This window comes from Pseudoalteromonas sp. APC 3355 (genome assembly GCF_030407615.1).
GTDB lineage: Bacteria > Pseudomonadota > Gammaproteobacteria > Enterobacterales > Alteromonadaceae > Pseudoalteromonas > Pseudoalteromonas distincta.
On record NZ_JASDDB010000006.1, the window covers coordinates 12,034 to 37,133 of the forward strand.

Here is a 25,100-nt window from a genome sequence, read left to right on the forward strand (position 1 = left end):
TATGGTTGAAACTCAAAGCGCATTAATTACAAATGATGCCGTTGTGCTTGGTTTGCTTGCTATTATTTTGGGGTTTATTTTTAAAACCTCAAACAGTGAGCGTCCAGCTTTAAAACGATTTTATAAATACGTACCTGCTTTATTACTGTGTTACTTTTTACCTTCGTTATTAAATACCTTTGGTATTGTAGATGGTAATAAATCTAATGTTTATTATGTGGCTTCGCGCTACTTACTACCTGCCTGTTTAATACTACTTACCATTAGTATTGATTTAAAAGCGATTATTAACTTAGGCCCTAAAGCACTTATTATGTTTTTAGTGGGTACTTTAGGCATTGTTATTGGTGGGCCATTAGCTATTTTAGTAGTGAGCGCATTTGACCCAAGTATTGTTGGTGGGCATGGCCCAGATGCCGTATGGCGCGGTATGACAACTGTTGCAGGTAGCTGGATTGGCGGCGGTGCTAACCAAGCATCAATGAAAGAAATGTTTGAAGTTGGTGGTGATATATTCTCAGTAATGATTACAGTCGATGTAATTGTCGCTAATATTTGGATGGCTGTTTTATTGTTAATGGCAGCAAATCATAAAAAGATTGATGCAGCGACGGGTGCTGATACAAGCGCAATTGAAGATTTGAAAAAGCGTGTGGAAGAATATCAAGCAGAACATGCACGCATCCCAACTCTTAATGATTACATGACGCTGATTGCAATTGCATTTGGTATAACTGGCTTAGCACACTTTTGCGCTGACTTTTTGGGGCCGTACTTTGGCACTACTTATGAATGGGCAAAAGAATACAGCTTAAACAGTAAATTCTTTTGGCTAATTGTTATATCAACAACGATTGGTATAGGCTTATCGTTTACTAAAGTGAGGCAAATAGAAGCGTTTGGCGCTTCAAAAGTAGCTTCTAGCTTTTTATATATTTTGGTTGCATCGATTGGTTTACACATGAATGTAACCGCTATTTTCAATAACCCCGGGCTATTTTTAGTGGGCGCAATTTGGATGTTAGTGCATGCAAGCATTATGTTAATTGTGGCTAAACTGATTAAAGCACCGTTATTTTATATGGCTGTGGGTTCTCAGGCTAATGTGGGCGGTGCAGCGTCTGCACCTGTTGTAGCATCAGCGTTTCATCCCTCATTAGCGCCTGTTGGTGTTCTGTTAGCTGTACTGGGCTATGGTGTGGGTACGTATATGGCTTATATTTGTGGATTAATGATGCAAGCAGTTGCACCGTAAGGAATTTAAATGAAAGACCAAATTATTAAAATTAATGAAATTGAACTAGCAAACAACAAACCGTTTGTATTGTTTGGTGGTATTAACGTATTAGAATCTCGCGATTTAGCTATGCGTGTTGCAGAGCATTACGTAGAAGTTACGACGAAACTAAATATTCCTTATGTATTTAAGGCCTCATTTGATAAAGCTAATCGCTCTTCAATCAACTCGTACCGTGGTCCAGGTATGGAAGAAGGTTTAAAAATATTCGAAGAAATTAAAAACACGTTTAAAATTCCACTGATTACTGACGTACATGAACCGCATCAAGCTTCACCTGTTGCAGAAGTTGTTGATGTAATTCAGTTACCTGCTTTTTTGGCGCGTCAAACAGATTTAGTTGTGGCGATGGCTAAAACAGGTGCAATTATTAATGTGAAAAAACCACAGTTTTTAGCGCCACATGAAATGCGTCATATCATTACTAAATTTAATGAAGCTGGTAATAACAACGTAGCCCTTTGTGAGCGTGGTTCTAGCTTTGGTTACAACAACCTTGTGGTTGATATGCTGGGTATGGATGACATGAAGGCAATGGCACCTGTTATTTTTGATGCAACACATGCGTTACAACGCCCTGGTGGACGAGCTGACTCTGCTGATGGTCGTCGTGCACAAGCTGCAGAGCTTGCTCGAAGTGGCATGGCGCTAGGTATTGCAGGTTTATTTATTGAGGCGCATCCAAATCCTAACGAAGCTAAATGTGATGGCCCATGTGCGCTAGCGCTTAGTAAGTTAGAAGGGTACTTAACGCAAATGAAAGCGGTTGATGATTTAATTAAAAGCTTTGCCCCACTTGATACAAGTGCAAGCGATTTATAATTAAGCATGATGTTTATTAAAAAGCGACTCAGGTCGCTTTTTTTATGCCTTTAATATACACAAACTTATATGATGTATATAATCTCACGCATAAGAAAAACTAATTCTAAGCTTGGTTATTATGTCAAGACGGGTACCTCCATTAAACGCATTAAAAGCTTTTGAAGCGGCTGCACGCCATTTAAGTTTTACAAAAGCTGCTGAAGAGCTTTATGTAACGCAGGCGGCAGTAAGTCATCAAATAAAAACACTTGAAGAGCATTTAGGGCTGAAGTTGTTTTTACGTAAAAACCGCTCTTTATTATTAACTGAAGAAGGCCAAGGCTATTTTTTAGATATTAAAGAGATTTTTACTCAGCTTATTGATGCAACTGAAAAGCTATTAGCTCGTGGCGCTAAGGGCTCACTAACGGTAAGCCTAACCCCTAGTTTTGCTATTCAGTGGTTAGTGCCTCGTTTGAGTTTGTTTAATGAGTTACATCCAGAGATAGATGTGCGAATAAAAGCACAGGACCAAGATGAAAACTCACTCACTGATGACGTAGATATTGCTATTTATTATGGAAGGGGTCATTGGAATGGCGTACAAGCGTACAAGCTTCATACCGAATATTTAGTACCACTTTGTAGTCCTATGTTATTAAGCGGGTTAAAACCGCTTGATCAACCTAGTGATTTAGCGCATCACACACTATTACACGACACTACACGTAAAAACTGGAAAACGTGGATGAAAACCGCAGGCGTGCGTAACATCCAGGTAAATCAAGGGCCTATATTTAGCCACTCCTCTATGGTGTTACAAGCAGCGGTACATGGACAAGGTGTGGCAATTGGCAATAGTGTATTAGCTAAACCCGACATAGACGCAGGGCGTTTGGTAATTCCGTTTAATCATAGCCTAGAAAGTAAAAATGCTTATTACTTAGTGCTTCGTGAGTCGCAAACAGAGCTTGGTAAAATAGTTTCGTTTAAAGAGTGGATGCTGAGCTTAGTAGAGCATGAGCAAGAACATGAGTATTAATAATGATTGAATGGTTTAAAAGCACGGAGCAACCTGCAATAGCACAGTTTATATTTGCACATGGCGCAGGTGCTGGTAGCGATTCTGACTTTATGCAGCACATGGCAAAATTAATAAGCGAGCAGGGGGTTGATGTTGGTTTATTTGATTTTGAATATATGCAAATCGCTAAACAAACTAATAAACGCAGGCCTCCTGAGCGAGCACCAAAGTTACTTATTTATTATGAACGAGTGCTAACGAATGCGCAGCCAGATTTACCGTTGTTTATAGGTGGTAAATCGATGGGCGGTCGCATGGCATCAATGCTTGCATGTAGTTCAGAGCAAAGCCTTTCAGGTGTTATAGCATTTGGTTATCCATTTCATCCGCCGGGTAAGCCAGAAAAATTACGCACCGATCATTTTGCTGATATTGTTTGCCCTTTTTTAGTATTACAGGGCGAGCGAGATACATTTGGTACACGTGAAGAACTTCTTACTATGAAAATGCCAAAGCAGCCTTTGTTTACTTGGCTGAGTGATGGCGATCACTCATTAAAACCACGTAAAAAAAGTGGCGTAACTGAACTGCAAAATAGAGAAACAGCAGCGTTAAGTGCCGTTGAATTTATTAAGCAACAAATTGAGATACGTTAAGACTCGAGCAGGGGGTTAGATGATTAAATTATTTTTAATGACCGGTAGTATTTTTTGTATGCTTTCGGTGATGTTAGGTGCATTTGCTGCCCATGGTTTAAAAAGCCGCTTATCGGAGTATTCATTAGGCGTTTTTAAAACGGCTGCTGAGTATCAAATGGTACATGGACTTGCACTTATTGCGGTGGCTATTTTAATTAAATGGGGCATAAACCTGAGTTGGGCTGGTGGCTTTTTTATAATGGGCACACTACTTTTTAGTGGTAGTTTATATTTACTCGCTCTAACAGGAATGAAGTGGCTTGGGCCTATAACACCGCTTGGTGGGTTGTGCTTTATTATTGGTTGGATTGTTATTTTAGTGCAAGTTGCACGATTTAAGTTTTAAAGAGTTTAAGGGTTAATATGTCTAGTGTTGTGATTTTTTGTCGTAGTGGTTTTGAAAACGATGCCGCTGCTGAAATAACGTTTCATGCTGCAGAGCAAGGTTTTGCAGGGTATGTAAAAGCAAAACCAAATACAGGTTATGTTGTTTACGAATGTTTTGAAGCGCATCACAGCGACGAAATAATCAAAAAAGTTGATTTTAAAAACATGGTGTTTGCACGTCAATGGTTTGCCGGCACATTACTTGAAAACATGCCAGTAGAGGACCGTGTGAGCGCAGTAGTTGAAGCTGCTAAAGATTTTACATTATGCTCAGAACTGCGCGTTGAAACGCCAGACACAAACGAAGGCAAAGAGCTTTTAACGTTCTGTAAAAAAATCTCAACACCGCTTAAAAAAGCCCTCGAAAAACAAAATACTGTACTGCGTGAGCCAAAAGCAAATCGCCCAGTAATGCATGTTATGTTTTTAACTAACAATACGGCTTATGTTGGTTACTCGTATAGCTTTAATAATTCTCCATTTTTCATGGGTATTTTGCGCCTTCGTATGCCAAGCGATGCACCGAGTCGCTCAACGTTAAAACTCGATGAAGCATTTAACGTATTTATACCTGAGCAACAACGCGAGTCACGCGTAGCTGCCGGTATGCGCAGTGTTGATTTAGGCGCATGCCCAGGTGGTTGGACTTATCAGCTTGTACGCCGTGGTATGTTTGTAAGTGCGATTGATAACGGCCCAATGAATGACGATTTAATGCAAACTGGGCAAGTTAAACATTTTAGAGCCGACGGTTTTAAATATCGCCCAGAAAAAAGAAATATTACTTGGTTAGTATGCGATATGGTGGAAAAACCGACCAAAGTGACTACGCTAATGATTGACTGGGCAGTAAATGCATACGCAAAAGAGTTTATATTTAACTTAAAGCTGCCTATGAAAAAACGCTTTGATAGTGTTTATGAATGTCTTTCGATGATCAGAAAAGAGCTTGAGAAACAAGGTATCAATTACGAGTTGCAAGCTAAACATCTATATCATGATCGTGAGGAAATAACCGTTCATTTAAACGTTACTAAGGTGCCACAAAATTTGTATAGTTAATATGTAGAGGCTAAAAGTGGTAAAAAACAATATTAATAAATGGCTAAGTTTACTTTTTTTATCACTTTTAATCACAGGTTGTGGCGGGGGAGGCGAAGGCAGTGATTCAACTACGGCCCCTGGTAACACTGCGCCCAGTGTTACGCTTTCGGTTAGCAGTAACGTTATTACTTCTAATCAATCATTTACTATTACAGCGCTTGCAAGTGATAGCGACGGACAAATTGCCAGCTATCAATGGCAACAACTTAGCGGGCCCGAGTTTACGTTTACCTCTAACGGTAACACGCTTACAGCCACTGCACCTAGTGTAACAACCGATACGACCTTTAGCTTTTCGGTTACAGTTACTGACAACTCAGGTGCTACTGCACAACAAGTTTTTTCAGGCACTATCACCTCTCAAAATAATGCTCCTACAGTTAATATAACAGGCCCAAGTAGTGCACTTGCCAGCACACAAGTCAGTTTAGTTGCTAACGCTCAAGATACAGATGGCACTATAAGTAATATTAATTGGATTCAGTCTGCTGGGGACAATGTTGAGTTTTCACAAACTGATGGAGTCCTTAGTTTTACCGCCCCTAATGTATCTGAAAATACAACACTAGGTTTTAGCGTAACCGTAACTGACAATGCAGGTAAAAGCGCTCAAGCGAGTAAAACGGTTTTAATTAATCAAGTAAATAGCGCGCCAACAGTCATTGTTACAGGCCCTGAAGAAGCTAAAAAAGATGACAGCGTAACCCTAGTTGCAGATGCACAAGACAGCGATGGTAGTATTAATAGCATAACTTGGCAGCAAATAAGTGGTCCTGTAGTTGAACTTACTCAAACACAAACAAGCATTAACTTTAATGCGCCCACTGTTGCACAAAATACCAATGTTACATTTGTGGTTACTGTAACCGATGACGATAACGCTACAAATAGCGCTCAAAAAACAGTTGTAGTATTAGCACCAAACAATCCACCTGCTGCAGATGATGTAAGTATTAGCGTGCAATATAATCAAGCCACAGAATTTAGTTTAGTAGTTAGCGATGCTGATAACGATACCGTTCAGATTGATTTTGGGGATGATTTAAATGGTGCACAAATTAGTGTTATTGATGCACAAGCCTTACTTTTTAGCTACACGCCTCCTGCAAACAGTATCACTTCACAAAGCTATACGTTAACTGCGTCTGATTCAAAAGACACAACCGAATTTACACTGAATATTACGGTGGTTGATTCAACGCCGGCTACAATTAGTAATGTAACACCCCAAAGTAATAATGACCCAGTTCTTGTAGATAGCCCTGTTAGTATTACATTTTCAGATATTATGCTAACGAGCACTTTAGCCGTTAATTCTAGTAGTGGTGCTTGTACAGGAAGTGTACAAGTGTCGGCAGATAATTTTACTACTTGCTTGGCCTTAAATATTGAAAGTTTGTCGGGTACTACTAGTGACACAAGTACTTATTTTCATACTGTAAATGTAAGCGCAAGCTTTAATGAAGATACCCAATATATTGTCCGTGTTACAGCTGATTTAACTAATTTTGATGATACGGCCATTGAAACACAAACAGCTACTTCTTTTACTACCTCTAGCCAAGATATAAAAATAACTGAAGTTTCTTCTGTGCAATTTAGTAACGACTTACCTTGGATTGAAATTTATAACGGCACAGGGGCTGCTGTAAACTTACAGAGTTATTCGCTTAAAACCCGCAGTATTAATATGATTAATAGCTCGACCAGTGCAGAAACAACTTTTTCACTGCCCAATAAAGAGTTTGAAAATGGTGAGTACCTTATTTTACAAAGTAAGTTTGGGGATGATTTTTTAGTCAATGCATCAGTTAACAATCCTAAAATAGCGCTTGTGGGTAATGCTAGTGATGAAATTAGACCTTATTGGTACATAAACGGTTTTGTAGAATTACTTAATAGTGCAGGTACACAAACAATCGACTTTGTAAAATTTGGTAACTCAGTACAAGAACCAGTAACGCCATCACAATGGCAAGGTGGTAACGCAGAACAAATCATCTCCGAGCAAGGAGGCAGCTTAAAGCGCGAGCTTAATGCGACAGACACTAATCAAAGTACTGATTGGAATTATTCTGTGTTTAACACACCCGCTGGGCCAAACAATATAAATTGCACAATAGATGATGATGAGGATGGTATTCCTGATTGCGCTGAGCAACAGGGTACAACATTCGCGGGTTTACCACTTTATGAGTGGGGGGCGCGTACCTCACAAAAAGATATATTTATTGAAGTTGATTATATGGACAGCAGTGATGTAGGCATTACTCCACATCGAACCGCACTTGAAAAAGTAGCCACTGTTTTTGCAGAAAAAGGCTATACAGTCCACTTTGACGTAGGTGATTTGTTTGATCAAAATACAAATACAGCACCGCAAAACTTTGATTTAGGTGGCGGAAATCTTGTTCCTTTTAACAGCTATACCCCGTTTGAATACGATTTAAGTAGCCCTAATTTATTTGCTTATAAAATGGAATATAGCGATATAACTCGCAGGCCCATTTTCCATTATTTATTAATGGCAAGTAGTGGTAACGAAGACGGTAGTATTAGTGGGTCGGGTATTGCTGAGATAAGCGGTAATGATTTAATGGTAACTATGGGAGGCTGGGGTTTAACGCTTGATACGCAAGTAGCAACCAATGTAACTTATAATTATCAAGCATCAACAATATTTCATGAGTTAGGTCATAACTTAGGTTTGTACCATGGCGGTGATGAAGAAGTTAATTTTAAGCCTAATCATTTAAGCTCTATGAATTATTTATATCAATTAGCGGGTTTATCAACAATAGGTAATAACGAAGGCGATCGTTACTATGAACGTTTTTACCTAGGCAATGCTAGTTGCGATATTGCACCAAATACTAATAGTCATTTAGGCTCTACGGATGATTTTATTATTGATTATTCAAATGGTAGTTCAGCAGATTTAAATGAAAGCACCATACTTGAAGTACAGGGGTTAAATAGAAATGGCTCACTACCTGTTGATTTTAATTGTAATGCAATTAACACCGAAAGCTTAACCAGCTTTGATACTAACCAAGATAATACAATATCAATACTGAGTGATGTAGATGAGTGGAGCATGCTTAATTTACAGTTTTATATGCAAAGTGCAGGTAATCGATTTGGTGTGCCAAATACAAATAACAGTAAGGTGCATAATTTACAAAGCTCGCCTACTAATATTGAAACGCTGCCCATTTATATAAAAGAAGCACAGCCAAGTAGTGCAATTATTGCTGAGTTAAAAGCAATTAAAGAGCAATAGTATGAAGCCAATGCTAAGCACTAAGTTTATTATCTTGAGTAGTTTTTTTAGTTTACTAATAGCGTGTAGCGATACTAACAATGCACGTGAGTGGTTACTAAAAAATGATAATTTGTATTATAAAAATACAGCTGTTGACTGGCGAATTGAATCAGTAAAGGACTGTAATACATGCGTTATAAGCCAAGATGTTGTTTATCAGCCTGAAGGTATTAGTCGTTATAATACGTTAATGCAGAGTCACAATTGGGTCGCGGTACATGAACTAAGTAAAATCAATGTCATTCGTTTAAAGATGCCAGACCAAACACCTTATTTATACGTAGAGCGTGTAAAAGGTCAAATACTAAAGCTGTTTGATCAGCAGCAAAACTACAGTATAAAAATTGGTGAAGTTACAGCCGTTAATATTAATAATCAGCGCTTTAGTATTTTGATTAAAAAATTTGAAGAAGTAGATAAACAAAGCGATGCATTACCAAGGCGTGCATCGCTTGAGTTTATTGCTTTAAAAATAGATTAAAAAAAGCACCTTAGGTGCTTTTTAATCTAGGGTGCGGTGTCCTTCGAATATTAAAAAAGTAAGCAACCTTTTAATTAACTACGATATTTTGGACGATAGTTATCTACCCATAAACGTGTTGCGCCGCACACTGCGACTGGCATAACTATTAAGTTTATAAAAGGGATAGCAGTTAACAACATAACAGCAAAACCAAATCCGTATGACAAACCTTGCTTAGATTTTAAATCGTCTTTCATTTGCTTAAAGTCAATTTTATGATTATCAAACGCATAGTCTTCGTATTGAACTGCGTACATCCAACAAGTAAATAACACCCATAGTATTTGACCAATGACCGGTAAAACCCATAACAATATAAAAAAGCCAATTGCGCGAGGAAGGTAGTAGCATAGTTTTGTCCACTCACGGGCAAGCATGCGAGGTATATCTTTAACTAGTTCGGCAAAGCCGTCATCGTTAATTTTTTGACCTGTTAGGTAAAGCTCAACTTTTTCACTCAAAAGCGCATTGAAAGGGGCTGCAATAAAATTAGTGATAACTGTAAAGAGCATACTATAGCTAAACAGAACAACTAATACTGCAATAGGCCACATTAGCCACTCTAACCAGCTTAACCACTCGGGGAGCATGTTGTTAATGTAGCTAAAACTATCACTTAACCAGCCAAATAAAAAAAACAGCGAGCTACCAAATAGCAAAATATTAATTAATAACGGAATAAGGACAAAACGCTTTAGCCCTTTTTGGCTAATTAATTTAAACCCCGAAAAAAAGTATTCCATACCTTGTGTGATCTGCACTGTAACCTCAAAAAATATTTACCATTACTTATAGTATAAATAGCTTAATAATTTTGAACAGTACTTTTAAGTAACAAAGTGTTAGCTTTAATATTGTGATTTTGTTTATATAGTAACAATAGGTGTTCAGTAATACGCAACTATGATTATTTAAGACAGGCCCGATTATTTTTACCAATAAAATAAAAAACTTACTAATCATGACTATAATGAACTTTACTGCGTAAGAAAAAAGCGCTTACTTAAAGCTTTTGTTGTTTCAATGTGTATAAATAATACGGGTAAAGGAAAATGGGTACGGATAGGTTAAAAAAGTTATTATCTCACCAGCAAGGCATTTTATCCAAAATTGCATTAGGGGTACCTTTAAGTGAGGTGCTTACTGAAATTTGTTTATCAATCGAGCAGATTATTGATGATGAATCCGCTAGGTGTTCCATCTTATCAGCTAAAGGCCAACAGCTTTTTCATTGCGCAGCCCCTAATATTCACCCAGAGTACTGTAGTTTACTGAATGGAGTCTTTATAGGGCCAAAAGTGGGCTCATGTGGTACTGCAGCATTTTCGAAATCACGCACAATTGTAGAAAATATCGAAACTTCACCGCTGTGGGAGGACTTTAAAGATTTAGCGCTAAAGTTTGATCTTAAGTCATGTTGGTCAACGCCTATTTTTTCAACCCAAGCCGATTTATTAGGCACCTTTGCTATCTATCACAGCACTCCTAAATCACCATCAAAGCAAGATTTAGAGTTAATTGATTTTTTTGTACACTTTTCTAGTATCGCTCTTGAAAAAAGTAACGAGTTTGATAAAGCAAAACAGCTTGTAGTGAATTTACAGCAAAGTAATGAAAAGTTTAAAGCTTTCACTAAGGTAATGCCCGATCTGATCCTTATTTTAAGTGAAGAAGGAATTTATACCGATGTGTATGGTACCTCTAATGAGTTACTGCTTGATTCAAACAAGGACCTTATTGGTGAAAATGTTAAAGACCTACTTCCTTCAAAAGATGCACAAATGATAATGGACGTCATTAAAAAAACACTCTCGACCAACGAGACGCAAATTTTTGAATATGAATTAGATGTACCCAAAGGGAGTATAGTTTTTGAAGGCCGGGCAGCAGCATTAGATCATTACCATCCCAATAGTCCTACAAAAAGGCACGTAGTATGGATGGCCAGAGATATTTCAATAAAGAAAAAGGCCGAACAAGAAGTACATAAGCTCGCCTTTTACGACCCATTAACTAATCTTCCAAATAGAAGAATGCTTAGCGACAAATTAAGCACGTGTGTAGAGAGTATTAAACGTAATAAAAATATAGGGGCGTTATTATTTTTAGACCTAGATAATTTTAAGCGTATTAATGACTCACTTGGGCACAGTGCGGGTGATGAAGTACTTGTAGAATTATCAAAAAGGTTAAGCGCAATAATAAAAGGCTCAGATACATTGGCCAGAGCGGGTGGTGATGAATTTATTATTTTACTCAAACACTTAGGGCAAGATACAAAGCAAGCAACCATAGAATGCAAAGCTCTTGCCAAAGAGATTCAAAGAGCTTTTCATGATAAATTTGAAGTGGGCAACCTTGCATTTCAAGTAAGTTGTAGCATAGGTATCTGCCTAATTGATAGCGTAAACGCACAGGCAGACAATATATTAAAATTTGCAGACACGGCTATGTATCGTTCTAAAAATAAAGGGGGTAATAGCAGTAGTTTTTACGATCCTGCCTTGCAAACACTACTTGAAAAGCAAGCCGAGCTAGAAACCGATATAGTCAGGGCGATTGCATCTGATGAGTTTTGTGCTTACTTTCAGCCACAGGTAAATATGCATGGTGATGTTATTGGTGCTGAAGCACTCATTAGATGGAACCATCCTCAAAAAGGCTTAATAGCAGCAAACGAATTTATACCTATTGCAGAGCAATATGGGCTTATACAAAAGCTACAAAATATTGTTTTACATGATATATGTATTTTAATTAACGAGCTTAAAGCAGATAACATAATTGACGACTCGTTTAGTGTTTCAATTAATATTAGTCAAAGCCAATTTAACTCATCAAATTTAAAAGGAGAGCTGTTTAGCACTATCAATAAATTTGATGTTCGAGCACAACAAATTAAGTTAGAAATAACCGAGTCAATGCTCTCAAGCGATGTAGATTATACAATTATGCAAATGAAAGAACTCATTGCTGCTGGCTTTATATTTTCGATTGATGATTTTGGAACCGGGTACTCCTGCTTAGCTTACTTAAGTACGTTTCCTGTTAAAGAATTAAAAATAGATAAAAGCTTTATTGATAAAATTTTAGATAACACGGTTGGCTTTAATATTGCGCAAACAATTATCAGCCTAGGAAAAAGTCTACACTTAGAGGTAGTTGCAGAGGGTGTAGAAACAACAGAACAATATGACTTACTTAAAAAAATGAATATTGACACCATGCAAGGCTATTTAATTGCAAAGCCGATGGATAAAGAATGCTATTCAAAATGGCATAGCGCTAATACCAATATGCGATAATACTTGAAGTTTACTGTCTATTAATTAGTGATAATCTAGCAAGATTACGCATGTGGTAAGCCACTTTTGCTCTTTTAGCTTGTGAAATGTCATGACCTATATGCTAAATAAGGAGTAAAGATTTTTTAGTTAAACAGTGCTAAGCTATGTCCGCTTAAATATATTATTTAAAGCTTAATAAACTTATAACAATGAATGGAAGCTTTATGCAGTTAGTCGATTTGAACCCGAATGATCCCGACGTGGTAAATGTATTTGATGATATAGACCGACTTATAAACTCTTTATATCCTGTGGCTACCGCACAGTCTCTGGAGTTAAACGAATTAACCTTACCTAATGTGTATGCTATTGGTTTAAAAACTGAAGAAGGTATTATTGCCTGCGGTGCAATAGTAGAGAAATTTGATACTCAGCCTTATGGCGAAATAAGACGTTTATATGTAAAACCAAGTCATCGTGGTAAAGGGCTATCAAGACGTATTATGCAGATTTTATTGCATCAAGCTGGCGAAAAACAAATCCCGTTAATACGCTTAGAAACAGGCCCAAAACAAATAAAATCAATCAATTTATATGAAAATTTAGGCTTTAAACGCTGTAGCAGTTTTGGCTCATATGTAGATAATCCACAAAGTGTTTTTATGGAATTAGGGCTTAGTAAATAAGTTAATTAACGCTGCGACATATTAAAGCTTAATGTGTCGTAAATATCTGCCTTCATTATTATCTTGTAATAAAAGTCATACTCAAACTAGTAACTATAAAAGCAGCTTTTATAGTGATGCAAAAATACTTCACTGTTTTTAACACCTGTCTTCGTATAAAATCTGCCTCGATAATTAGTGACTAACTTACAAAGCGAGAATTTTTATCTTTTCTAAAAGTAGCAATAAACAAATGAGCGAAATAACAGTAGTAACCCACAATGGTAATTTTCATGCAGATGACGTTTTTAGTATTGCGGTACTTAAACATGTTTTGCCAACGTTTAAATTGGTACGCACACGCGATAAAGCGCTTATAGAAAGTGCCGACTACGTAATCGATGTAGGTGGGGAATACGATCCTGAAACTAATCGCTTTGATCATCATCAACGCGGTGGTGCAGGCGAGCGAGAAAATGGCATTCCTTTTTCATCATTTGGATTAGTGTGGAAGAAATACGGCTTAGCGCTGTGTGATGATAACCAAGCCGTTGCTGATAGAGTGGATTCAGGCTTAGTTTCAACTATTGATGCCATTGATTGTGGTCATGTTGAAGGTGTATCAAAAGGGATAAGCTTGAGCCAAACAATTTCAATGTTTAACCCTACATGGGAAGAAGAAAGTAACTTTGATACCTGCTTTGATGAAGCCGTTGAATTTGCAGCTCGCATGCTCATTCGTTTTATCGCCTCAGCTCACGGTAGTGTTAATGCAAAAGAGATTGTCGCCAAAGCAATTGAAAATGCAGAAGATGCTAGAGTAATCGTGCTTGAAAAGTACACACCGTGGAAAAAAACAGTGCATATTTTATCAAGTGAGGCGCTATACATGGTTTACCCATCGCATTCTGGGCAATGGATATTACAAACAGTACCCGTTGAGCCTGGCTCGTTTGAAGATAGAAAACCGCTTCCTAAAGCATGGTCTGGTTTATCTGATCAAGCGTTCGTAGATGAAACAGGTATTGCCGATGCCGTGTTCTGTCACAACGGTTTATTTATAGCGGGTACCAAGTCGTTTGAAAGCACAATGAAACTTGCCACTATGGCGCTTAGCGAATAACAACGCACTAAGCATAACAATTTATATAGATTGTTATGCTTGTTATTTTTGCGCGGAGCATTATGTTTGAATTAAAAACAATCGCACTTTTTACTATTACAGCCTTAGCAGAAATAGTGGGTTGCTATTTGCCCTACCTTTGGCTTTAACAAGATAAGAGCATTTTACTTTTAATTCCTGCAGCGTTAAGTTTGGCACTATTTGCATGGTTGCTCTCTTTACATCCTACTGCTGCCGGGCGTGTGTATGCAGCTTATGGCGGCGTATATATTTGCGTTGCGCTATTATGGTTATGGGTTGTAGATGGCGTAAAGCTTACTATGTGGGATATTATCGGTGGTCTAGTTGCACTGCTAGGTATGGCAATAATTATGTTCGCCCCAAAAAGTGCATAGCTAGCTTATACTTAATTAATCGAATTCGCCTATACATTACTGCAATTTCCCACTTTCAATACCACAGGCAATACCTAACGCTCCATATGCGCCAAGTCATGATTGAAGCTGGTGGATGTATGCTGCGCGTTTTTGACGTGCAGTTTTTATTCACTTTGCAGAATACATAGGTATTACTTGGCCACAACACGTTGGCTCAACTGTGAGTAATTGAGGTGTTGAGAACGCCTTGCTCTAATCCATCAAAAGTAAATTTTATAAACAAAGTAACTCAAGATGAATTTTATTGAATGAGCTAATTCATTTTTGCTAATAAAATTTATAATGAGTCATTTAAAAACAGCCATTTTTTACAACTTTTCTTATCTTTAATAATCATCAAAGTCCTATTTTATATACGTTAGCGAGCAATACGTGATTGGTCGTTTTATCAACATCAAAAATCACTCGTTACGAGCAAAAATACTTGTTGGACTTGAATCTCTATTTTTCTTTTAATGCGCGGCACTAGCCGAGTCGGCATTAATTAAATAAAAGAGAAAGATAAATGAAAGAAACAACATCACTAGAACAAGCTCGTACGAGCTACAATGTTCGTCATTGGAGCCAAGGTTTTTTTGGTATTAATGATCAAGGTGATGTGTATGTTGCACCCAAGGCTCATGCACCAGAGCAAACCATTGCATTAACAGATATCGCAAAGCAACTTCAAGATAAAGGCTTAAGCTTACCTGCTTTAGTTCGTTTTCCGCAAATTTTACACCATCGTGTACACAGCTTATGCGGCGCATTTAATACTGCGATTGAAAACTATGGTTACCCTAAAGACTACCTATTAGTTTACCCAATAAAAGTAAACCAACAACGTGAAGTGGTTGAAGAAATAGTAGCAAGCCAAGCACAAGTAGAAAAAAAGCAACTTGGTTTAGAGGCAGGCAGCAAGCCAGAACTACTTACGGTACTAGCACTGGCTGAAAAAACCAGCGCTGTTATTGTATGTAATGGCTACAAAGATAAAGAATACGTACGTTTAGCACTTATTGGCGAAAAGCTAGGTCATAAAGTGTATATCGTACTTGAAAAGCTTTCTGAGCTAGACATGGTACTTAGCCAAGCAAAAGAGCTTAACGTAAAACCACGCATTGGTATTCGTGTACGTTTAGCGTCGCAAGGTAAAGGTAAATGGCAAGCGAGTGGCGGCGAAAAATCAAAATTTGGTTTATCTGCATCGCAAGTTTTGCATGTAGTTAATCGTTTAAAAGACGCAAACCAGCTTGATTTACTCCAGCTAGTACATTTTCACTTAGGGTCACAAATGGCGAACATTCGTGACGTACGTTTAGGTGTAAGCGAAGCTGCGCGTTTTTATTGTGAGCTACGTAAATTAGGCGCAGAAATTGATTGCCTTGATGTAGGTGGCGGTTTAGCTGTTGATTACGACGGCACACGTAGCCAGTCGCATAACTCTATGAATTACAGCTTAGCTGAATATGCAAATAACATTGTGTACACCATTGGTGATACATGTAAGCAATATGAGCAACCAATGCCGACTATTATTTCTGAGTCGGGTCGTGCGCTTACGGCGCATCATGCTGTGCTTATTTCTAATGTTATTGGTACTGAAAGTTACACGCCAGAAGAGTTAGTAGCGCCAGCGGCAGATGCACCTCTGTTATTAAAAAACATGTGGGCATCGTTTGTACAGTTAACTGATTTAACGGATGACCGTGCATTAATTGAGATTTATCACGACAGCCAAGGTGACTTAGCTGAAGCGCATAACCAATTTGCACTCGGGTTACTTGATTTATCGCAACGTGCATGGGCTGAACAAATTAATATCCGTATTTGTTATGAACTCAACAAGCACATGGATAATAAAAACCGTTTTCATCGTCCTATTATTGACGAGTTAAACGTACGTTTAGCCGATAAGTTTTTTGTAAACTTCTCTTTATTTCAATCGCTTCCAGATGCATGGGGCATTGATCAAGTGTTTCCGGTATTGCCATTAAGTGGCTTAACTGAAGCGCCAAAAAAACGTGCCGTATTACTTGATATAACCTGTGATTCAGACGGCGCACTTGAGCATTACGTAGATGGACAAGGTATTGAAAGCACACTACCAGTGCCAGAGTTTAGTGCTGATAAACCTTATTTAATGGGCTTTTTCTTGGTGGGTGCTTATCAAGAAATTTTAGGTGACATGCATAACTTGTTTGGCGATACGCACAGCGCAATTGTTAATATGGATGAGCAAGGCGTTGCAAGTATTACCGAGATAAACCAGGGTGACACTGTTGCCGATATGATGCGCTATGTACATTTAGATGTTGAAAGTTTTCAGCAATCATACGAGCAGTTAGTAAGCACTAAAATTGAAAAACACGAACAGCAAAGCGTTTTAGACGAGTTGCAAAGCGGCCTTGATGGCTACACTTATTTAGAAGAGTTATAAGCAATGTCAACTTTGTTTGGTCACGCAGATCACTCATTGTACTCAAATGGGATGACATTTTTACGTCGTCCTATGGTGCAAAACATTAATGCAATTGATGCAGACGTAGTGGTTTTAGGCTTACCATTTGATTTAGCGACCTCGGGCCGCCCTGGTGCGCGCTTAGGCCCTGATGCAATTCGTCGTGCATCGGTTCATTTAGCATGGGAAGACACTAAATACCCGTGGACTTTCCCGTTGTTTGAGCGTTTAAAAGTGGCAGACGCAGGGGACTTTACTTACCCTGTTGGCGATCCTGAGTATTTTACTGCGCAACTAGAAATGGCTGCTGATCAAATACTTCGCCAAGGTAAAACACTATTAGGTTTAGGGGGCGATCACTTTGTAACGCTTCCGCTATTACGTGCTCATGCAAAAATACATGGCAAAATGGCGCTGGTACATTTTGATGCGCACACCGATACTTATAGCAATGGCTCGCGTTTTGATCACGGCACTATGTTTTATCATGCGCCAATGGAAGGGCTGATTGATGTTGAGCACAGTATACAAATAGGTATTCGTACCGACTTTGATCAAAGTAAACATGAGTTTGCTGTGATTGATGCAATGCAAGCCAACGATTTACATGCAAATGACATTGCAGCGCAAATACTTGAACGAGTAGGTGACCTACCTGTTTACTTAACGTTTGATATAGATTGTTTAGACCCTGCGTTTGCGCCTGGTACAGGCACTCCTGTGTGCGGTGGTTTAACGTCAGATAAAGTACTTAAAGTACTGCGTGCGCTAAAAGGCATACACATGGTAGGTATGGATGTGGTAGAAGTATCACCTTCGTACGACCAAAGTGAGCTTACCGCAATTGCTGCAGCAACCATTGCGAGCGAATTACTGCATTTGTGGACGCATAAAAATAAGTACTAATTTTACAAATTTTGTACTACAAAAAGGGTATGCATTTGCATACCCTTTTTTATTTAGAGATATCGATTATTCAACTGCTTAATTTCTTTTAACCAAATAACGCTTAGCCCAATAAGAGGCAGGTTAGTAGTTACAGGGTTAAATGCTTCAATAAGCAATTGTGGCTGCATTGCAACTACAGCGAGTAAAAGGCCAATTAATGCTAAAACATTTAAAATTACTAGATATTTATTTTTATAAAATACAAATAAACACACGCCAAATATAATTTCACCAATTCCCGCTGAACGTGTAATTAAATCAGACACCTGTTCAGAATAGCCCGCACTGCCAGTCATTAATTTTTCAAGTGGTGCTACGTGATAAAGCTTTGGGAAAAAGCCATGATATATCCAACTTAAACTCACTATGTAGCGAGCAAGTTGAATATAACCGCGATTATTTCCTAGCATTGTCAATACGCTCTTGTGCACTTGGGTGGCTAGATAAGTACTCTAAAAAGTCATTTACTTTTTCGAGGTGTTCGTTTTCGCTGGTATGGCTTTCTTGTAGGGCTTCTATTGCATCAGCAAAGTCATTACTCGAATACCCAAGCGATTCTAATTGGGTGAGTGCAAAGCTATCTGCCTCACGCTCCATGTCACGTGAAAACCCTTGCTGAGCAAACGATGCACCCGTACCTAACGCTACTTCGGCAACCCCCTCTAAATCACCAAATACAACCGCTAACACAATAGTACTTGCGGCAGATTGTGCTGTAATACGTACGCTATGCTGGTGGACTACATGGCCCATTTCGTGTAGTAATACCGCTTTTAAGGCATTGGGTTTATCGGCAAGTAAATTTGCTAAATCATCGGTGACCACGATACGGCCATGGGGTAGTGCAAACGCGTTAGCACCAAAGCTGTCTGATTTATAAAACGATAATCTATAAACCGATTGATCAAGCGATAACGCATTAAGCATATTTGTAAAATGTGCTTGTACTTTAGTTTGCTGCTCTGCGGGCAGCTCACTTGGGTCAAGCGCAATCTTTTTAATTAGTGTAAAACTTTGCTCCCCCATTTGTTCTACGACATTACGTGGCAGGGTATCAACACTGTAAACAGCAATGGCGGGTACCGCTTTATAAAGTACTAACCACATAAAAAGCGGTGTAAATATTACTGCGGCTAAAATTGCCCATTTACTTTTTTCAAGGCGCTCCATTACGTGGTGGTTATTTTCTTTAAATGGCCATCTGTAACTTACGTCTTGAGGAATAAAACGACTGCCATCTTCAAAGTTTAGTTCGTCAGCAAGTCCTGCCATCCCCGAGCTTAATTTTAGACTTGAGATTACGTGGCGAGCGATAACGTGTTCATCGTTGATAACCTCAATGTGTGTGTCGCTAATAGTGGCAACACACACTTGATAGTTACTCGATGCGATGGGGAAAAAATGTCCCTTTACATGCATGGTGAGCTCTTAAGTTAAAGAAAGGTCAATATCAAATACGTTTGCAGCTTCTTCAGCAAATGATGATTGCTGTTCTTGCGCGGTATCAATTAGGTTTAATGCACCAGGATAAATAGTGACGTTAGTTACATCAGCGAGCATTTTTGATGTACGTACTTTTGTCCATGGGTATGCAAGGCCTAAAGAAAATACAATAGCCAACATATTAGTTAATAGTAAAACAGCGAAAGGAACTGGTTTTAGCTCTGATTTAAATGTAGCAACGCCTTCAAAATGGCTGTTATCAAAAATGTGATTTCTAATAGCGGCGTGCCATACAGCAGAAACAATGGCAATCATTAGCACATAGGCAATCATCATAAAGATAGGAAGCATAACCATAGCTGCAGAGTTTTCTAAATTTTGTTGGTTTTCAATATCTACTAAGTTGAGGCCAAATAATCCTAAAATCCCCATAAATACCACCATGGTGATAGAGCTCACTACAAAGCAAATAAGCGCTGTGAGGTAATAGGTCTCGCCTTTTAGATTTACAGTAAGCGGTTTGTCGCCATAACTAATATTGCTATGTATATAGCTATCAATACGCTTTATAACGTAAGGCATTAATAAATAAAGCGTAAATATGCTTGCAATAGGTAAAAGTATAAAGTTAACAAAGGCTTCGCCATAACTGCCTTTAAAAGCAAAGCGAACATTACGATGGCGGGTCATACGCAGATTAAAACGTAAACCTTGGTTAATAATCCATGGCATTAAAAAGATAAAACCAAGAGCAATAAACAGGCCTAAAATAGGCATAAAGCTAATAGAAAATGTATAAATAAAAAATACAACAACCGCTAAAATCCGACCTTTTAAAATTTGTATTGGTGTTGCTAGGTAGTCAAAACTATGACCATCTATACGGGTGTGGCCGTAAAAATAGCGATGCGTACGTACTTTAGCCCACGCTGAATATATGCCAAGCGTAATAACGCTAAGTAATATATTTACAATCCAAATTCCAAAAAACTCACCGCCTTTACCACTAAATTGCACTTTTCCGCTAAAAATTGGTTCAGCAGGCTCATTTATTGGTGGGGTTGTTTCAGATGGGGTAGGGTGTATTGATTCCATTAAATTATATCCATGTTGTTTTTTTGTTAATTTACCCATTTTTAGTGCAAAACTCAATGTTTATAATTATCCAACCCTTCTGCAAGCAGCTATAAATAGGCGTTTTAAGTATTGGGTTTAATACTCTAATACTTTTTTATAAATAAACCTCGCTGGTTTATGTATTTGGCTGGTAACTGGGGTCTTTAGCTTTTTAATATGCGATTTAGCTACTATACATAGTTAGTGCTGCTTAAATGTAATGGCATTAATTATGTATTAAGCACACCTACGTACAATTAAGCTAATTGATTTATATGCCAAAATAATAGATTGTAAGAGTAGTGCGGATGTAAATTTATTTAGGTTTTACAGCTTTTATCACCGCTTTAAATAACATTAGGATATTTATTATGTTTCAAGCAGTCGTGTTAGGGGGATTAGAGTTTAGCCCGCTGATTGTTTACTTCCCAATTGCATTTATTTTAACGGCGTTGACTCGTTTTGCTTTGCATCGACTAGATTGGCATGACCGTATTTGGAAAGTGGCTTGGTTTGAGGTGTCACTATTTGTTTGTTACTTGGCACTCACCGTCTATTTATACCAATCTGTTTAATTAATTGAGCTATTTTGAGGCAAGAAAACCGTGTCGATAACAAGGCAAAAATTTCGTTATTTAGTTGTTCTATATCAGAAATTTTTAACACAGTTAGCGTCAGGTTTAAGCTCTCAAATTACTCAAGTATTATTGCGGGTTGGTATTACTAAGTGGAAGATAAATTGAATGATTAAATATCTGCGTATTACTTTTACTATCTTGGTTGTTATAGCTGCGGTTTTTGCTGGGCGTTGGGTATGGACTGACTACATGCATACTCCTTGGACGCGTGACGGGCGTATTCGAGCAGACATAGTTACAGTTGCTCCAGACGTGTCGGGTTGGGTAACTGCTTTAAATATTAAAGATGGCCAAAACGTACAAAAAGGCGAAGTACTTTTTAATGTTGATAAAAAGCGTTATCAAGCAGCGCTTGATAAAAGTAAAGCAAACACAGAAAACGCATTGTATACATGGGAACTTGCCAAACACAAATACGAAAGACGTGTTGAGCTAAACACTCAACAGGCAATTAGTGAAGAAACGCTAGAATCCACTCGTATTAATACTAAAATTGCTGAGGCAAATTATAACCTAGCCAAGACAGAGCAAATAATTGCGCAGTTAAATGTTGATAGAACTAAAATTGTTGCGCCTGCATCAGGGCAAATAATTAATTTGAATTTACGCCAAGGTAACTATGTTGCTCAAGGCACACCTGTTTTTGCTATTGTTCAGTCAGATTCATTTTATGTAACGGGTTACTTTGAAGAGAGTAAAATACCGCTTATTTATCCTGATCAAAAAGCTAAAATAGCCCTTTTAAGTGGTGGTAAGCAATTAACAGGGCATGTAGTGAGTGTAGGTAAAGCCATTGCAAATACGAATACACAAAGTAACGGACAGCTTTTACCACAAGTACAACAAACATTTAATTGGGTACGTTTATCACAGCGTATACCTGTTGATATTAAGTTAGATTCATTGCCCGAAGATACACAGTTAAGCGCAGGAATGACCGCCACAATACATCTCGCTACACGTTAAGGGGAATACAGTGGGCGTAGTATTCCAAAATTTGTTTTTTCCTAAAAAACAGGCAATTATTTTTGCGACTAAAGGTGTTATAGCCATGGTGATGGCGCTGACTATTGCTATGTCGCTTAATCTTGAAAGGCCTTATTGGGCGTTAGTCTCGGCTATTTTTTTGCAATTACGCCCGCAAAGCGGATTGGTTATTGAAAAAGCAATTTGCCAAATAATAGGCACCATAGTGGGCGGTTTATTTGGCATATTGCTTTTAACTCAGTTAATTCTCTACCCTTATTTAGCGCTCGGTGCACTTGCATTATGGTTGGGGGTGAACTCTGCGTTATCGGCAATGGTACGCCAAGCAAACTTTGTGTATGCGTTTGCTATGGCCGGTGTAACAGCCGCCATTATTGTACTTTTAGTCATGGTTACTCCGGCAATGGTGAGCAGCCAAAGTATATTTGATATTGCACAAGCGCGAGTAAGCGAAATAATAATAGGGTCTGTATGTGCTGGGCTTGTGAGTCATCTATTTTGGCCTGTAAAGGTTAAACATTTACTGCAAACACAAGCGCGGTCGGTTATAAATCAAACGTTACATTATTTAGTTATTGAGCTTGATTCTAAGGGCTCTCACGAAAACCGTCACCAGCAAATAGATGGCATTATGGCAACATTGGGATCAATAAACGAAGATTCCAGCGCAGTAAGGTACGAAGGACCAAAAGGTCCAGGGCGCTCGCGTGCTGCAAATCAGTTGTCGCAAAAAGTACTTTCTTTATTGGCCTTAATTCAAATAATTGGCCGCCTACAGCGAAACCACGAAGACCTTATTACACCTACTTTAGATAAATTAATAAGTAAACTTAAGCACGTATTTGCGCAAATTAAAGAGTCTGACGATTTTGATTACTGCGCTGAACAAGTTAAAACGCTGCGTAAAGAGCTAACCGACTATAGAGCAAATACGGTCTGTGATTCGCCATTTGAATCTCACATGCTCAATGTGAGCTTAGAAGTAGCAGCCGACTTAACAATTTTACTACGCGCATACAGAGCGTTAGAAGAGCGTGATAAAACATTATTAAATGCACCCAGTATGCTTACATATCGCGACCCATTAGCTGGCATAATTGTTGGATTTAGAACTGCTTTGGTGTTTTCTATCGGCGCATTTATTTGGATTAATACAGGCTCTTCTGCTGCATTATTAATTATGATTTTACCGGTCATATTTTCGATAATGTTGGCGAGAATACCGTTAGCTATTTTACAGGTGGTAATAAAGCGTTTATTGGTAGGCGTGGTGGTTGCTGCTATTGTAACTATTTTTTACGCACTCAATTTATTATCACAAAGTGGTGGGCAATTAGAAATATTACTACTTGTATTAGCAGGGCCTTATTTTCTGGGTTTACTGCTGCTAGCTGATCAACAAACATTGCCATATGGCTTGGGGTTTTGTATCCCATTTACGATTTTGGTAAGACCCAGTACCGATATGAGCCTTGCGTTTTCAATCGATTACACACTTAGCTCTGCCATGGCAATTTTTGCGGGGGTGAGTATTTTATTTTGGATTTTTCAGTTATTCACAGGTCCGAGTGTACAATTACTTGTTCATCGTGTTTTTAAGGCTACTTATAAAGATTTACTCGAAATAAATAACCATCCAACCCCAAGTATTTGGTATAACCGCCGCATGGCCGATAGGCTAATACGCTTAACTAATTACGATCAAGGTTCACACTCACGCGTAATTACTGATCTTGCACTAACCGCTCTAAATTTAGGGCATGCGTCGGTTCGATTAAACTCAATTTGTGAAAATTTGGCTGGTAATACAAAGCTAAAGTATTTAAATGAGTGGCAGCGTACATTAGCCGATGCATTTATGTTGGCAACCAAGGGCAAGTTTAATAATAAGTTTAAGCAAGCGTCAGATAATCTTTATGGGGAATTGGCTCAGACGGTTGACGATTCAAATCAATTAGAAGCAATAAAAGGCATGTTTATTCGCATTAATCTGACCTTTGAAAGAAGTGCGAGTAAGATAAATTAGCCCCATTCGCTGCTTTTCGAGTTCAGATGTTATAACGAAATCTGTTATACTTGCTGGATAATTTTATGGGGCTGTTATGATTTCAAAAAACCAACTCAAACTTATTCGCCAACTTGGCCAAAAAAAGTACCGAAAGCAATATAATCAATACCTTGTACAGGGTGAGAAAAACGTACTTGAGTTATTAAACAGCCCATTAAATGTGGTTAATATTTTTGCTACAAACGAATTTATAAATGCGTACCAAGGTAAGTATCCGCAAGCTAACTTTATAGAAGCTGATGAAGAGACCCTCACCAAAGCCAGCACGCTAGTTAGCAATAATGCAGCCATTGCTATTGTTGATATGCCAAAGGCAGCTTTACCACAAGCAAGTGGCTTAATACTCGCACTTGATGGCGTATCAGACCCTGGTAATTTAGGCACAATAATAAGAGTGGCAGACTGGTACGGTATTAAACATATAGTAACTAGCAGCGACAGCGCAGACGCTTACAACCCAAAAACAATTAGCGCCACGATGGGCTCATTTGTAAGGGTATCGGTAAGCCAAGTAGATTTACCTGATTACCTACAGTCTTTAAATTTACCTGTTTACGGTGCTTTTTTAGATGGGCAAAGCGTGCATAAAACCCAATTTACGGGCTCTGGCGTTTTACTAATGGGCAGTGAGTCGCATGGAATACGCGAGACATGTGCAAAGTTAGTAACTAATAAAATCACCATCCCCGCTTTTGGTGGAGCAGAGTCGCTTAATGTGGCAATGGCGACCGGTATTATTTTAGATAATTTTAAACGACAAGCTTAACAATTTAACTGTTAATGAGT

General features: G+C 38.3%; 21 protein-coding genes and 1 pseudogene. 18 read left to right on the top strand and 4 right to left on the bottom strand.

What is annotated here, in order from left to right:
* Nucleotide 1 precedes the first annotated feature (1 nt).
* The 8 genes from QMA08_RS10850 to QMA08_RS10885 all read left to right on the top strand — a co-directional run bounded on the left by QMA08_RS10850 (nt 2) and on the right by QMA08_RS10885 (nt 9,120).
* Nucleotides 2-1,255: a DUF819 family protein gene (locus QMA08_RS10850; protein ID WP_290174499.1), complete on the top strand. Its 1,254-nt coding sequence runs from the start codon at nt 2-4 to the stop codon at nt 1,253-1,255.
* Between the two features lie 9 nt (nt 1,256-1,264).
* Nucleotides 1,265-2,119: a 3-deoxy-8-phosphooctulonate synthase gene (kdsA, locus tag QMA08_RS10855; RefSeq protein WP_290174500.1), complete on the top strand. Its 855-nt coding sequence runs from the start codon at nt 1,265-1,267 to the stop codon at nt 2,117-2,119.
* Nucleotides 2,120-2,240: 121 nt separating this feature from the next.
* Nucleotides 2,241-3,143: a transcriptional regulator GcvA gene (locus QMA08_RS10860; protein ID WP_002958561.1), complete on the top strand. Its 903-nt coding sequence runs from the start codon at nt 2,241-2,243 to the stop codon at nt 3,141-3,143.
* Nucleotides 3,144-3,145: 2 nt separating this feature from the next.
* Nucleotides 3,146-3,781, top strand: coding sequence for an alpha/beta family hydrolase (locus QMA08_RS10865; RefSeq protein WP_200219259.1), 636 nt, complete (start codon nt 3,146-3,148; stop codon nt 3,779-3,781).
* A 19-nt stretch (nt 3,782-3,800) separates the two neighbouring features.
* Nucleotides 3,801-4,169 (top strand): DUF423 domain-containing protein, encoded by a 369-nt coding sequence (locus QMA08_RS10870; protein WP_024595287.1) that lies wholly within the window; start codon nt 3,801-3,803, stop codon nt 4,167-4,169.
* A gap of 17 nt (nt 4,170-4,186) precedes the next feature.
* Nucleotides 4,187-5,272 (top strand): 23S rRNA (cytidine(2498)-2'-O)-methyltransferase RlmM, encoded by a 1,086-nt coding sequence (gene rlmM / locus QMA08_RS10875; protein WP_024605425.1) that lies wholly within the window; start codon nt 4,187-4,189, stop codon nt 5,270-5,272.
* 16 nt (nt 5,273-5,288) lie between these two features.
* Nucleotides 5,289-8,597 carry a hypothetical protein gene (locus QMA08_RS10880; RefSeq protein WP_290174501.1) on the top strand — a complete coding sequence of 1,103 codons (3,309 nt, stop codon included), beginning with the start codon at nt 5,289-5,291 and terminating at the stop codon, nt 8,595-8,597.
* A 1-nt stretch (nt 8,598) separates the two neighbouring features.
* Nucleotides 8,599-9,120, top strand: a complete 522-nt coding sequence (locus tag QMA08_RS10885) for a hypothetical protein (RefSeq protein WP_290174502.1) — start codon at nt 8,599-8,601, stop codon at nt 9,118-9,120.
* 74 nt (nt 9,121-9,194) lie between these two features.
* Here the strand turns inward: QMA08_RS10885 and cysZ are convergent, their stop codons facing one another.
* Entirely contained in the window at nt 9,195-9,923 is a 729-nt protein-coding gene (cysZ, locus tag QMA08_RS10890) for a sulfate transporter CysZ (protein ID WP_002958567.1), read from the bottom strand.
* A gap of 291 nt (nt 9,924-10,214) precedes the next feature.
* On the opposite strand from cysZ, the gene QMA08_RS10895 reads away from it, so the two are divergent.
* From QMA08_RS10895 to speB, 6 genes and pseudogenes are all read left to right on the top strand, one after another.
* Nucleotides 10,215-12,467, top strand: a complete 2,253-nt coding sequence (locus QMA08_RS10895) for an EAL domain-containing protein (protein WP_290174503.1) — start codon at nt 10,215-10,217, stop codon at nt 12,465-12,467.
* Between the two features lie 206 nt (nt 12,468-12,673).
* Complete coding sequence (locus QMA08_RS10900; protein WP_002958569.1) at nt 12,674-13,135, top strand: GNAT family N-acetyltransferase; 462 nt, start codon at nt 12,674-12,676, stop codon at nt 13,133-13,135.
* A 232-nt stretch (nt 13,136-13,367) separates the two neighbouring features.
* Nucleotides 13,368-14,237, top strand: a complete 870-nt coding sequence (locus QMA08_RS10905) for an MYG1 family protein (RefSeq protein WP_024597468.1) — start codon at nt 13,368-13,370, stop codon at nt 14,235-14,237.
* Nucleotides 14,238-14,299: 62 nt separating this feature from the next.
* Nucleotides 14,300-14,632, top strand: a pseudogene (locus QMA08_RS10910) (YnfA family protein).
* A 547-nt stretch (nt 14,633-15,179) separates the two neighbouring features.
* A complete protein-coding gene (gene speA / locus QMA08_RS10915) occupies nt 15,180-17,093 on the top strand; it encodes a biosynthetic arginine decarboxylase (protein WP_024593856.1) in 1,914 nt (637 codons plus the stop codon).
* A gap of 3 nt (nt 17,094-17,096) precedes the next feature.
* Nucleotides 17,097-18,020 (top strand): agmatinase, encoded by a 924-nt coding sequence (gene speB, locus QMA08_RS10920; RefSeq protein WP_290174504.1) that lies wholly within the window; start codon nt 17,097-17,099, stop codon nt 18,018-18,020.
* A 53-nt stretch (nt 18,021-18,073) separates the two neighbouring features.
* Here speB and QMA08_RS10925 read toward each other — a convergent pair whose 3' ends face one another.
* From QMA08_RS10925 to QMA08_RS10935, 3 genes are read right to left on the bottom strand one after another with little or no spacing between them, the layout of a single operon-like run.
* A complete protein-coding gene (locus QMA08_RS10925; protein ID WP_193226057.1) occupies nt 18,074-18,472 on the bottom strand; it encodes a DoxX-like family protein in 399 nt (132 codons plus the stop codon).
* Nucleotides 18,459-19,481 carry a M48 family metallopeptidase gene (locus QMA08_RS10930; RefSeq protein WP_290174505.1) on the bottom strand — a complete coding sequence of 341 codons (1,023 nt, stop codon included), beginning with the start codon at nt 19,479-19,481 and terminating at the stop codon, nt 18,459-18,461. The genes QMA08_RS10925 and QMA08_RS10930 overlap by 14 nt, the downstream gene beginning before the upstream one ends.
* A gap of 9 nt (nt 19,482-19,490) precedes the next feature.
* Entirely contained in the window at nt 19,491-20,600 is a 1,110-nt protein-coding gene (locus QMA08_RS10935) for a YjgN family protein (RefSeq protein WP_290174506.1), read from the bottom strand.
* 392 nt (nt 20,601-20,992) lie between these two features.
* On the opposite strand from QMA08_RS10935, the gene QMA08_RS10940 reads away from it, so the two are divergent.
* The 4 genes from QMA08_RS10940 to QMA08_RS10955 all read left to right on the top strand — a co-directional run bounded on the left by QMA08_RS10940 (nt 20,993) and on the right by QMA08_RS10955 (nt 25,080).
* Nucleotides 20,993-21,196: a DUF1656 domain-containing protein gene (locus QMA08_RS10940; RefSeq protein WP_149602947.1), complete on the top strand. Its 204-nt coding sequence runs from the start codon at nt 20,993-20,995 to the stop codon at nt 21,194-21,196.
* A 168-nt stretch (nt 21,197-21,364) separates the two neighbouring features.
* Nucleotides 21,365-22,225, top strand: a complete 861-nt coding sequence (locus QMA08_RS10945) for an HlyD family secretion protein (protein WP_290174507.1) — start codon at nt 21,365-21,367, stop codon at nt 22,223-22,225.
* A 10-nt stretch (nt 22,226-22,235) separates the two neighbouring features.
* Nucleotides 22,236-24,272: an FUSC family protein gene (locus QMA08_RS10950; protein WP_182692630.1), complete on the top strand. Its 2,037-nt coding sequence runs from the start codon at nt 22,236-22,238 to the stop codon at nt 24,270-24,272.
* A 76-nt stretch (nt 24,273-24,348) separates the two neighbouring features.
* Nucleotides 24,349-25,080, top strand: a complete 732-nt coding sequence (locus QMA08_RS10955; RefSeq protein ID WP_290174508.1) for an RNA methyltransferase — start codon at nt 24,349-24,351, stop codon at nt 25,078-25,080.
* The last annotated feature ends 20 nt before the right edge of the window (nt 25,081-25,100 follow it).